The organism is Ramlibacter sp. WS9 (assembly GCF_003797765.1).
Lineage (GTDB): Bacteria > Pseudomonadota > Gammaproteobacteria > Burkholderiales > Burkholderiaceae_C > Ramlibacter.
Window position 1 is genome coordinate 76,020 of the sequence record NZ_RKMB01000020.1, and the last position, 11,854, is coordinate 87,873.

The following is an 11,854-nucleotide window of genomic DNA, read 5'->3' on the forward strand; positions in this document are numbered from 1 at the left end:
TCTTTCGCCTCAGCTCAACCGATCGCGCGAAGAGCGGGCTTGATCCGGTTCAGATGCGCATCGATTGAAGAGGTCGGCAGCTGGTAGGCGCGGTCGTCGAACAGGTCTACCCCGCACATGAGGTTCTCGATCCAGTCGAAGAAGTCGCCGATCGCCTTGCCCTCCAGCGGGGCGCCGTGCTGCGGCACGATCATCGCGACCGGCAGCTGCCGCGCCATGCGGACCCAGAGCCGCAGGATCTTGTTCGACACCATGTAGCGGCGATGGAAGCCTTCCATCTTGCCGACGTGGCTTGCAAAGTCCTGCACCGGCTTCGCGGCGTCGGCTCCGGACATCATGGAAACGCCCAGGTCGCCCGTGAACAGGATGCGGCTCACCGGATCCCAGAAGTGGAAGTTGCCCTCCGAGTGCATGAAGTGGGCAGGCAGGAGCCACAGCTCGCTCTGGCCGAGCGGCAGGCGGCCCCCGGCGTCCGGCACACCGACCACGCGGCCTTCCGTCTTGCCGGCTTTCGTGAAGTGCGGCGCAAAGCGCTCCCAGATCCGCGAGATGACCAGCTTCGCCCGCGTGGCCGTCAGCCAGCGGTCGAGCGAGGCGATGATGTCCGGATCGGCATGCGAGGCGATCAGGTAAGTCAGGTCTTGCGGCGGAAAGAAGCGCGACAGCGAAAGAAAGAGTTCGTTGTACGCGAGGTTCCCGCCGGGGTCGATGATCGCGCCGACACCGTGGTCGACGATCAGGAACTGGTTGCTCTGCACCGCGTGTCCGTCCTCTTCGACAAGGTCGGTGAACATCAGGCAGGCATGGTCCGCGTTGCGGAAAAGTTCGATGGACATGCGCCGATGGTGCCCTGGTGCTCAACCGTGCGTGTTGTTCCAGATCAAATCGCAGCGCGATAACGCCAGCTCGAGGTAAGTCGCTTCCTACGCGCGCACGGCGAATTGGCTGGCGAACCTCTGCAGCGGCAGCCGCCATGCTGGCGGTGCCTCAGCAGCAGGAGGGAGAGCATGCGTGAAGACAAGTTTCTCTGCGGGAGTCTCGTGAAGCCGCAGCAATGGCTGCCGGCCGCCGCCCGCCGGCTCGGCTGCGCGGCCCTGGGGCTGCTGCCCGTCCTCGCTTTCGGCGCGGGTCCGGCGCCCGCCGCGCTGCCCCCCATTTCGGCTGCGTCCGCGGTGTCTCCGGCGCAGGTCTTCCAGCGCATGAACGCCGACCACTGGATCGCCCGCGTCGTCAGCTTCGCCGACCTGGGGTTCGCCGGCCCGCTCGTGCTGGGCGCCCAGGAGACGTCGCGCGAAATTTCGCTGCCGGTCCCGCCCGGCGCACCGTTGGCCAACGCGATCCTGCAGGTGGACGCGAGCTTCGTGCGCGCCGACGGCGGACGCACCACGCTCGTCCTTTCCCTGGATGGCTTCCCGGTGTCGGCGCGCCCCGTCACGGCCGAGCGCGGCGACGGCAGCCTCACGCTGGCCGTCGACGGCACGCCGCGCGCGAGCGGCGTCGTTCGTTTCAACGTCGACTGGCGCACGGCCATCAACCGCGAGAACACCTGCTCGGACGCGCGCACCCCCGGCAACCTGCTGCGCATCGAACCCACGACACGCTTCACCTACCGCTACGACGGATCGGCGATACAAGACCTTTCGTCGGCCTGGAGCGCATTGCCCGCATCGCCGGTGATCATGATCGCCGGCCGCAAGCTCTCGTCCGAAGCCTACGACTCGGCCTGGCGCCTGGGAGTGGCGCTCGAACGCGCCGGCAAGCGGCCGCAGATCCGCGCCTTGCCCGCGGTGGGTGACGTGGTGGACCTGCAAGGCGTCACTGTGCCATCCGCGTTGCGCGCCATACCCGCCTTCGCCGCGCTGGGCGATGGGGGCAAGCGCCGTATCAAGGACCTGGCCGAGGTCGGCGCGCTGATGGCGCTGGGGCAAGCGGGGCCGCTGCAGGCCGATATCGTCGTGGCCGACCGCGCGACCGGCAGCGTGGTGGTGCAGGCGCTCGATGAATTGCGCGCGCAGCTTCCTGCCGAAGCGCAAGCTCCCTTTGCCGAGTGGCGCGCCCGCTCGCTCGACGGCTGGGGCCGGCAGCTCGCCTCGGGGCAGGTGCGCCTGGCCAACGTGTTCGGGCGGCCGGCCATCGTGGTGGCGCCGGACGCCGGTGGCCAGGCCGCGGGCCTGTTCACGCAGATCTGGCAACAGCTCGCGATGTCGCCCGCGCTGCAGGTGCAGGCGGCGGACGATCCCCGTGCCGACCTCGCCGCGGTGTCACTCAAATACCTGGGCGCGAAGCCGGCCACGCTGGAAGTGCTGTCGCGCGCCGACTGGAACGCCGCTTTCGACATCGGCGCGATCTCGAGTGACGGGCGCGGGCCCGGCACGCTGGTCATCGACGTCGCCGCGGCGCCCGGCGCGGCCCGCACCCCGCCCGTGGTGTCGGTTTTCATGAACGAGGTGCTGCTGTCGGCGCGCGAGCTGGAGGCAACGGGCAAGCGCGAACGCATCGTTGCGCCGATCCCGCGCCACGCCGTGAGCGCGCGCAACAACATTCGCGTCTCCTTCGTGCGGCAGCAGGCCAGCGACAAGTGCCGCGAAACGCCCGAGGCCTATCCGGTGTCGGTGCTCGCCAGCAGCCACCTGCTGCTGGACAAGATCGATGCGTCCGGGGACTTCAGCAGCCTCATCTCGGGTTTCGCGCACGGGGTCAGTGTGCTGGTGCCCGTCAACTACCTGTACGACGCGCAAAACAGCCTGCCGCGCGTCATCAGTCTTGCATCGAGCACGGGGGTGTCGCCTTCGCGTGCCCGGTTCATCGCGGTCGCCGATGTGGGCCCTCCCAAGATCAAGGGCCCCTTCCTGGCGATCGACGTGCCGCTGAAGGACTCGGCCAAGAGCGAAGTCAAGCTCGAGGGCGGACGGCTGCTGCTGGCCGAGGGCTCCGATCGGCCCCTGCTCGACATCAGCGGCCTCAATCGCGCGGGGTTGCTGGAAGTGATCAAGATGGGCCGCGACACCGGTGCTGTCTACCGCACGCTGGGCCGCGAGGCACCTGTCATCGACAAACCGATGCAGCTATCGGCAGGCAATGTCGCCGTGATCGGCATGGGCGGGCTGCGCGCGGAGATCAACACGATCGACCCTTCAGGCGAGGGCATGACGCGCGAATCCCGGCCCTCGCTGACCGATCACTCCGCGTGGTGGCTGCTGCCACTCGCCGTGCTGGCTTTCATCGGTGCGTTGGCCGCCTATGCCTGGCGCACGCACATGCGCGCCGGGGCGTCCGCGGATGAGGGTGTGTGAGGGCGGCCGTCTAGGGCCTGTTAACGCTATTTCCAGGGGCGCGTTGGAGTCGCAACCCGAAGGGAAGGGGCCGCATCGGGCGCCACTCGGCGTTGCCCGGCTGGCCCGCACGCGAGTGCGGGCTGCACCGTGCGCCTTGATTGGCGCCCGATGCGGCCCCTTCGCGCCCCTGGAAATAGCGTTAACAGGCCCTAGGCCGCCTGGACATGCGACTGGGCAACCCGGAAGCACTGGTACGAGCAATAGTCCACCAGCGAGTCGATCTCGGTGGACTTGTCGAAGACGGCGTCGACTCCGAGCTGCGCACAGCGCTTGCGGATGCTGGCGTTGACGTAGTTGCTGAACACCACCACCTTCTGGTTCGGTTTGCGCTCGGCGATGCATTGTGCCAGGTGAATGCCGCTGCCTTGCTTCAGGAACAGGTCGAGGATCAGCAGGTCCCACCCCTGCGTGTTCTTTTCGAGCCAGAGCAGGGCCTCGTCCTCCGTGGCGCTGGTGCCCGTCACCTTCACGCAGGTCAACTCCTCCAGCGTACCAATGAGGTTCTCACGGATCGTGGGGTTGTCCTCGACGATGTAGGCTTGCAGGTGCACGGGGATGGTCGATTCAGGGTATGACAAGGTCGCTTCCACTTTAAGTGAGGCAAATTTTGCCGGACCCCCGGCGGCGCTCGCGTCATCATGTAGGACAGTGCCTACTGTTGCATACGGGTTTGCCACGACACGCCTAAGATAGCCGGCGAATGTCCACCATCGATTGCAACGACTCCATCGATTCAGCCAGGCTGCAACAGCTCGAGACGCTGTTGAAACTGATCGAGCGCACTGCCTTCATCGGCGTGTGGACGCTCGACCTCGCCACCGGCCGGCTCGCGTGGTCGGAGCAGCTCGCGAAGATTCACGACGCGCCGCCCGGCTTCGCCCCGGCGCGCAAGGATGCGTTCGGCCTTTACGCGCCGGAATGGCGGGAAGCCATGGATGCGTTGGTCCAGGCGTGCGCGAACGAGGGCACGCCATTCGACGAGGAAATGCAGATCGTCACGCTGCAGGGCCGGCGCGCGTGGGTGCGCACCATCGGCCACGCGGTGCGCGACGACGAAGGCGCGATCGTCCGGGTGGAAGGCGCCGTGCAGGAGATCGCGCCGCACGGCCATCGCCATGGCACCTTGTCGCGCCACACCGTCAGCATGGGCGGCGCAATGGGTAGCGGCGAGGCGTTCGCCACCGTGGACCGGGAAGGCCGCTTCACCTATGTCAACGAGCAGGCGGAGCACTTGCTGGGCCGGCCCACCCCGGAGCTGCTGGGCCGGCAGATCTGGGGCGCGTTCCAGAAGACGGTGCGGTTCCGGGTGGAAGAGCAGTTCCGCCGCAGCATGGCGCGCGGTGAACAGATCGAGGTGGAAGAGCTGGATGCCAGCCTCGCGCGGCGCATCGAGGCGCGCGGCTATCCGTTCGGCGCCGGCCTCGCGGTGCACCTGCGTGACGTCACGGCACGCCACAAGTCGCAGGAGCAGTTGCGCCTGCTGGAAGGCAGCATTGCGCGCCTGAACGACATCGTCATCATCACGGAGGCCGGGCCGTTCAACGCACCTGGCCCGCGCATCGTGTTCGTCAACGAAGCCTTCGAGCGCCGCACCGGCTACACGCCGCAGGAGGTGATGGGCAAGACCCCACGGCTGTTGCAGGGGCCGGGGACCCAGCGCAAGGAGCTCGATCGCATCCGGGCGGCGATGGAGCAGTGGCAGCCCGCGCGGGTGGACCTGATCAACTACAAGAAGAACGGCGAGGCGTTCTGGGTCGACCTGGAAGTCTCCCCGGTGTGGGACCACGAGCGGAGGTTGACGCACTGGGTGGCCGTGGGCCGCGACATCACCGAGCGCAAGATGGCCGAGGAGAAGATCCAGTACCTGGCCTTCTACGACCCGCTCACCAGGCTCCCGAACCGGCAGTTGCTGTTGGATCGCCTCCAGCGCGCGCTGACCGACGACGCCCGCCCGCGCGAAGGCGCGCTGATGTTCATCGACCTGGACAACTTCAAGGTGCTCAACGACACGCTGGGCCACCAGAAGGGGGACTTGCTGCTGCAGCAGGTGGCGGAGCGCCTGCGCTCCTGCGTGGCGCGCGGCGACACCGTGGCGCGGCTGGGCGGCGACGAATTCGTGATCCTGCTGGAAAACAGCGGCGTCAAGCCGCTGCAGCCGGCCGAAGGCGCGCGCGTGGTGAGCCAGCGCATCCTGGCCAGGCTGGGCGAGCCTTACCTCCTCTCCGGCTACCTGCACCACAGCACCTGCAGCATCGGGGTGACGCTGTTCGGCAAAACGCCGTGGACGGTGAGCGAGCTGCTCAAGCAGGCCGACCTGGCCATGTACCAGGCCAAGGCCGCGGGCCGCAACGCCGTGTGCTTCTTCGATCCGGAAATGCAGGCGGTCGTCACGGCCAATGCCGCAATGGCGACGGACCTGCGCGAGGCATGGCGCGAAGGCCAGTTCCTCGTGGATTACCAGCCGCAGGTCGGCGTCGACGGCCGCATGACAGGCGTCGAGGCGCTGCTGCGCTGGAAGCACCCGCAGCGCGATCTCGTGCCGCCGGCGCACTTCATCCCGACGGCCGAGGAAACCTCGCTGATCATCCCGATCGGCCGCTGGGTGCTGGACCAGGTCTGCGCGCAACTGGCGGCCTGGGCAAAGCGGCCGGACCGGCGCCACCTGAGCATCGCCGTGAACGTCAGCGTGCGGCAGTTCCGCCATCCGCACTTCGTGGACGAGGTGATGAGCGCGATCATGCAGTCCGGCATCGCCCCCCACAAGCTGAAGCTCGAACTCACGGAAAGCCTGCTGGCCGACGGGATCGAGGTGACGGTGGCCAAGATGGGCAACCTGAAGGCGATGGGCGTGACGCTGTCGCTCGATGACTTCGGCATGGGCTATTCGTCGCTGTCGTACCTCAAGCGCCTGCCGCTGGACCAGCTGAAGATCGACAAGGAGTTCGTGCGCGACATCCTGACCGACGCCAACGACGCCGCCATTGCCAAGACCATCATTGACCTGGCGCAAAGCCTGAACCTGGGCGTGGTCGCCGAAGGGGTGGAAACCCAGGAGCAGCGCGACTTTTTGGCGCGCCAGGGCTGTACCGAATACCAGGGCTATCTTTTCTGCCCGCCGCTGCCGATCGACCAGCTCGAGGCCTACATCGAATCGGAGAAGGAGAGTGCCGCGCCGGAATGAACCGGTTCAGACGGGCGCGATCTGCAGCGGCGCGGTGGCCACGGCGCGCGGCATGCGCATGGTGATCCGGTCGCCGTCGCGCATCAACTCGACCGATTCCGCGTCGGCCAGCGCCTGAACGTCGGCCCAGTCCAAGTGCCGGTAGCTCGGCTCGAACGACAGCGCATCCACCGGGTCTTCGCGCGGCGAGACTTGCACGCTGATTTCCGCGATGCCGTTGCGCACCTCGGCTTTCACGTGCACATGGCAGGGGCCGGTGGCGGTGTCGGTCAGCGTGATGAGGGAAACCACCAGCAGGTTGCGCACTGCAATGCGCCAGACCTGGAAATCGGTTTCGTCGACGTCGCGGGTGACGGCGAACCCCCGGAAGTTGAAGTTGCTGGCCAGCAGGGCCATGCATTCGTCCACGCCTTCCGCAAGGCGGATGCCCTGGTCTTCGCCGGGCTCGATCCAGGCAGCTACCTTCAGGCAGCTGGCAACGGCCTCGCGCGCCAGACGGTTGAGCTTGGAGATGTTGGCCTGGAAGTCGGCGGGGCTGGGCGCCGCGCGCTCGATGCGCGCGTTCAGGACCTCGGCCATCATGGAGATCGCCTGGAGGTTCACCACCATGTCGTGCTTGAGCACGGGGCCCAGGCGCCGCAGCACGGCGTAGCGCGCGGCTTCAGCGCCGGCGCGTGGCTTGCGTCCCGCCGCGCGGGAGGTATCGTCGGCGTCTTTCAAGCCATGTCCTCGGTGGAATGGGTGTGGTCAGCCACGCGGTCCCACGCGGCGCGGATGGCCACGCGGGCTTGCGGCCAAGTGAGGCGGGAGCTCCCTTTGACGCCCTCCCAGTCCTGACGCAGCTGCTCTTCAAGGGAATCGAAGCTGCCTTCGCGGCGCAAGGGCGCCGTGTAGCCGACCCGGTAAGCCGGGCTGTAGTCGCCGTACGCCATCGGAACCTCGTAATACGGCTCATCCCGGAAGACGCGGTGCCAATAGGCATCTTCCGCGGTCGGATTGATGACAGCGCAGAGACTCATCTTTTCTCCTGAGAACACAGCGATGTTCCACGATCCAGGCGTAACAAGCAGTAGGAGATGGCCCAAGCGCTTGTAGGACAAGGGCAGTGCAGAGTCCGCAGGCCTCGCTATCCTTGGGGGATGAGCAAGGCATTCACCCGCGAAACCGATTCCGACGACGAGGACGAAGCCTCGTTGCCGGCGCTTCCCGGCGGCGGCAAGAACTACATGACACCGCAGGGCTTCGAGCGGCTGCGCAGCGAGCTGCTGCAGCTGATGGACGAGGAACGTCCCAAGGTGGTGGAGGCGGTTCATTGGGCTGCCAAGAACGGCGACCGCTCCGAGAACGGCGACTACATCTACGGCAAGAAGCGGCTGCGCGAGATCGACCGCCGCATCCGCTTCTTGACCAAGCGGCTCGAAATCGCCGAAGTGACGGACCCGGCCGTGCACCACGGCGGCGAACAGGTGTTCTTCGGCGCCACCGTCACCTACGCCGACGAATCGGGCCAGGAGCGCACGGTCACGATCATGGGCATCGACGAAGCCGACAGCGCGCAAGGCCAGGTGAGCTGGATATCGCCCATCGCCCGGGCGCTGCTGAAGGCGCGCGAGGGGGATGCGGTGAAGCTGGTAACGCCTGCGGGGGTTCAGGAGATCGAGGTGCTGGAGGTGCGGTATCCGGCGCCCCGGAGCTAAGGCCCTCCGTTTCTTTGGCGGAAAGGGCTTGCCCACTGCTGCCCGAAATCTGATCTCATCGAAGCGCTGCACAGCGAGCGTGTGCGGCGCCATGGACGCCATGGGGGACCCAATTGGCGCGCGACGGCCGAATACCGACAGCCTTCCCGGATCGGGGTGGTGGGGCGCTCTGCGCAGCGAAATAAAGGAGGAGGGAGCGGCTTGCCGCGACGGGGGACATTCGCAGCGCGGAGTGCCCCGCCGCCCCGATCCCGCCCCGAAGGCGCTACGAAGGCGCGCCCGGCCGCACACGCTGCACGCTTATCACCGACGGCGTCCGCCGCAAGGTACGGATCGCCGACTCGAGGTGCGTGCGGTCTCGCACCGCGACGATGAAGCGCAGGTCTGTCGCATCCTGCGCGCGCTCGTCGTCCATGTCGACGTGCGCGATGTCGGCCTCTGCGCTTGCCAGCGCGGCGGCGACACGGGCCAGCACGCCCTTGCCGTTGACCACGGTGACCAGCAGGCCCGTCTCGAAGGGCCGGACCGGTTCGTCCGCCCACTCGACGCTGATGAAGCGCTCGCTGTCCTTGTGCTGCAGCCGCTTCGCCACGGCGCAGTCGTTCCTGTGCACGACGAGGCCTTCGCCGCGGCCCAGATAGCCGACGATCTCGTCACCCGGAACCGGCCGGCAGCAGGTCGCGAACTGCACCGAGGCGTTCTCGCTGCCGTCCAGGATCACCTCGCCCTGCGAGACGTTCTCGTGCGCGGTGTAGCGCTCGCGGGTGATCAGCAATGCGTCGGGCCGCTCGCCGCGCTCGGCGAGCATGGTCACCAGCCGCTTGGCGACGATGCTCGCGATGCGCTTGCCCAGGCCGATATCGGTGAGCAACTCCGCGCGGCTGCGGTTGCCCGTGAAGCGCAGCAGCTTTTCCCAGATCGGGTGGCGCTCCTCGTCGTCGGCGGGCAAACGTTCCAGGCCCTCCGCGCGAAGAGCCTGTGTGAGCAGCTTCTCGCCCAGGTCCTGCGACTCGGCCTGGGCCAGCGACTTGAGGTGGTGCCGGATCTTGGACCGGGCGCGCCCGGTGCGAACGAAGCCCAGCCACGCCGGGTTGGGCGTGGACACCGGCGCCGTCACCACCTCCACCACGTCGCCGTTCTTCAGCTCGGTGCGCAGCGGGACCTGCACGTTGTTGATTTTCGCGGCGACGGTGCGGTCGCCGATGTTGCTGTGGATCGCGTAGGCGAAGTCGACGACGGTGGCGCCGCGCGGCAGGGCCATGATCTGGCTCTTGGGCGTGAACACGTAAACGGCGTCGGGGAACAGGTCGATCTTGACGTGGTCCCAGAACTCAGCGGCGTCGCGCGTCTCGTGCTGGATGTCCAGCAGCGACTGCAGCCATTTCGTGCCCAACCGGTCCGAGCTTTCGCCGTCCTGCTCGCTCGCTTTGTACAGCCAGTGCGCAGCCACGCCCGACTCGGCCACCACGTGCATGGCCTCCGTGCGCATCTGGAATTCGACGTTGACGCCCGAGGGGCCCACCAGCGTCGTGTGCAGCGACTGGTAGCCGTTGACCTTGGGGATGGCGATGTGGTCCTTGAACTTGCCTGGCACCGGCTTGTACATCTGGTGCAAGAGGCCCAGCGCGGTGTAGCACTCGATGACCGAAGGCACGATGACACGAAAGCCGTAGATGTCGGTGACCTGCGCGAACGACAGGTGCTTCTCGTCCATCTTGCGATAGACCGAGTAGAGCGTTTTCTCGCGCCCGGCGATGCGCACTTCCATGCCGGCGTCCTCGAAGGTGCTTTCGACCTCGTGCTGCACCTTCTGGATCAGGTCGCGGCGGCGGTTGCGGGCCTTGGACACGGCCTTGTTCAGGATCGCGTAGCGCCACGGCCGCAGGTGGCGGAAGGCCAGCTCCTGCAACTCGCGGTAGGTCGAATTCAAGCCCAGGCGGTGCGCAATGGGCGCGTAGATTTCCAGCGTTTCCGACGAGATGCGAGTCCATTTTTCGCGCGGCACGTCGTCCAGCGTGCGCATGTTGTGGGTGCGGTCGGCGAGCTTGATCAGGATGACGCGCACATCGCGCGCCATCGCCAGCAGCATCTTGCGGAAAGACTCGGCCTGGCTTTCTTCGCGGGTGTTGAACTGGAGTTTGTCGAGCTTGGTGAGGCCATCGACCAGTTCGGCCACCGGTGCCCCGAAGCGCTCGATCAGCTCGGGCTTCGTGACGCCGCAATCTTCGATCGCGTCGTGCAGCAGGGCTGCCATGAGCGCCTGGTCGTCCAGCTTCCATTCCGCGCACTGGGCCGCCACGGCGATCGGGTGGGTGATATACGGCTCGCCGCTGGCGCGGATCTGGCCCAGGTGCGCTTCGTCGGCAAACCGGTAGGCCTTTCGGACCTGCTCGATTTCCGCCGGCTCCAGGTAGTCGAGCTTGGCCGTCAGCGCGGCAAAGCTCGCCGCCGCGGCGTTGGCCGCGGCGGGGCTGGGCAAGACCGGCGCCACGGGGCGCTTGCCTTTGCCTTTGCCTGATTCGAGGACTGCACTCATGCCCTTACTGTAGCTTGCCCTCGAACACCCGGTACCCAGCAATGAAAAAGCACCGCCTCGCGGTGCTTTTTCTGTTCCAGTGCCACCGTGGAACCGGCTCCGCCGGGCCACTGGTGGCGCCCCCTTGAGGGGGAGAGGGCGACGCCCGAGGGGGCATCGGCCAAAGGCCGCTTCGGGGGTGGGCTAGTTCAGCCCGGGACCTTCTTGAGCATTTCGAGGCCGATCTTGCCTTCGGCGATCTCGCGCAGGGCGGTGACGCCCGGCTTGTTCTTGCTTTCGATCTTGGGCGCGTGGCCCTGGCTCAGCATGCGGGCGCGGTAGGTGGCGGCCAGAACGAGCTGGAAGCGATTCGGGATTTGCTGCAGGCAGTCTTCAACGGTGATGCGGGCCATTGTGGAGGTTCCAGTCAGGTGATGTTGAGGGCTTGGAAGGTATCGGCTCGGGCGCGGCGCTGGGCCGAAAACTTGAGCCGTTGAGCATGAACAATCGCTTTCAGGTCAAAAAGCGCTCGCTCAAATAACTCATTGATTATAACGAAATCGAACTCCCGTGCCTGCGCCATCTCGGTGGCGGCGTTTTGCAGCCGCAGATCGATGACGTCGGGGGCGTCTTCGCCCCGGCGTTCCAGCCGCGAGCGGAGTTCTTCCCAACTGGGTGGCAGGATGAAGATCAACACGGCATTGGCGAAGATCCGCTTGATCGACAAGGCGCCCTGGAAGTCGATCTCCAAAATGACGTCGGCGCCTTGGGCAATGCGCTCCTCGATCGCCCTCTTGGACGTGCCGTAGCGCTGGCCATGCACGAAAGCCCATTCCACGAAGCCGTCGGCCAGCACCAGGGCGTCGAATTCGGTGGGTGAGACGAAGAAATACTCGCGGCCGTGCTTTTCCTGGCCGCGCGGCGGCCGGGTGGTGTGCGACACCGAGGGCTGGACGCGCGAGTCGAGCTCCAGCAAGGCCTTGACCAGGCTGGACTTGCCGGCCCCGCTGGGGGCTGCGACGACGAAGAGGTTGCCGGGGTAATCCATGGATCCAGTCGATCTTATCAGCCGAGTATCGACAGATGCTGTTGCCGCTCCTGGGGCGTGGCCAGCAACTGGCTGATG

At 66.7% G+C, this 11,854-nt stretch carries 10 protein-coding genes; 3 read left to right on the forward strand and 7 right to left on the reverse strand.

The window, feature by feature from the left end; translation table 11 throughout:
- Positions 1–14: 14 nt before the first annotated feature.
- On the reverse strand, positions 15–836 hold the full coding sequence (locus tag EEB15_RS24290; protein ID WP_141512538.1) for an MBL fold metallo-hydrolase: 822 nt from the start codon (positions 834–836) through the stop codon (positions 15–17).
- A gap of 171 nt (positions 837–1,007) precedes the next feature.
- Between EEB15_RS24290 and EEB15_RS24295 the strand changes: the two genes are divergently transcribed.
- Entirely contained in the window at positions 1,008–3,293 is a 2,286-nt protein-coding gene (locus tag EEB15_RS24295) for a cellulose biosynthesis cyclic di-GMP-binding regulatory protein BcsB (protein ID WP_141512539.1), read from the forward strand.
- Between the two features lie 191 nt (positions 3,294–3,484).
- Here the strand turns inward: EEB15_RS24295 and EEB15_RS24300 are convergent, their stop codons facing one another.
- A complete protein-coding gene (locus EEB15_RS24300; protein ID WP_233259601.1) occupies positions 3,485–3,913 on the reverse strand; it encodes a response regulator in 429 nt (142 codons plus the stop codon).
- Positions 3,914–4,035: 122 nt separating this feature from the next.
- On the opposite strand from EEB15_RS24300, the gene EEB15_RS24305 reads away from it, so the two are divergent.
- A complete protein-coding gene (locus EEB15_RS24305) occupies positions 4,036–6,516 on the forward strand; it encodes a bifunctional diguanylate cyclase/phosphodiesterase (protein WP_141512540.1) in 2,481 nt (826 codons plus the stop codon).
- Positions 6,517–6,522: 6 nt separating this feature from the next.
- Here the strand turns inward: EEB15_RS24305 and EEB15_RS24310 are convergent, their stop codons facing one another.
- Together EEB15_RS24310 and EEB15_RS24315 are read right to left on the reverse strand one after the other, a co-directional pair.
- Entirely contained in the window at positions 6,523–7,236 is a 714-nt protein-coding gene (locus EEB15_RS24310) for a hypothetical protein (RefSeq protein ID WP_141512541.1), read from the reverse strand.
- Complete coding sequence (locus EEB15_RS24315; RefSeq protein WP_141512542.1) at positions 7,233–7,535, reverse strand: hypothetical protein; 303 nt, start codon at positions 7,533–7,535, stop codon at positions 7,233–7,235. Before EEB15_RS24315 ends, EEB15_RS24310 begins: the two co-directional genes overlap by 4 nt.
- Before the next feature lie 120 nt (positions 7,536–7,655).
- Here EEB15_RS24315 and greB point away from each other — a divergent pair, with 120 nt between their 5' ends.
- Positions 7,656–8,213 carry a transcription elongation factor GreB gene (greB, locus tag EEB15_RS24320; RefSeq protein WP_141512543.1) on the forward strand — a complete coding sequence of 186 codons (558 nt, stop codon included), beginning with the start codon at positions 7,656–7,658 and terminating at the stop codon, positions 8,211–8,213.
- Positions 8,214–8,478: 265 nt separating this feature from the next.
- Here greB and EEB15_RS24325 read toward each other — a convergent pair whose 3' ends face one another.
- From EEB15_RS24325 to gmk, 3 genes are all read right to left on the reverse strand, one after another.
- The gene (locus tag EEB15_RS24325) at positions 8,479–10,749 is read right to left on the reverse strand and encodes a bifunctional (p)ppGpp synthetase/guanosine-3',5'-bis(diphosphate) 3'-pyrophosphohydrolase (RefSeq protein WP_141512544.1); all 2,271 of its coding nucleotides are present in this window, start codon (positions 10,747–10,749) and stop codon (positions 8,479–8,481) included.
- A gap of 188 nt (positions 10,750–10,937) precedes the next feature.
- Positions 10,938–11,141: a DNA-directed RNA polymerase subunit omega gene (gene rpoZ / locus EEB15_RS24330; RefSeq protein ID WP_093162973.1), complete on the reverse strand. Its 204-nt coding sequence runs from the start codon at positions 11,139–11,141 to the stop codon at positions 10,938–10,940.
- Positions 11,142–11,155: 14 nt separating this feature from the next.
- Positions 11,156–11,776 (reverse strand): guanylate kinase, encoded by a 621-nt coding sequence (gene gmk / locus EEB15_RS24335; protein ID WP_141512545.1) that lies wholly within the window; start codon positions 11,774–11,776, stop codon positions 11,156–11,158.
- Positions 11,777–11,854 lie beyond the last annotated feature (78 nt).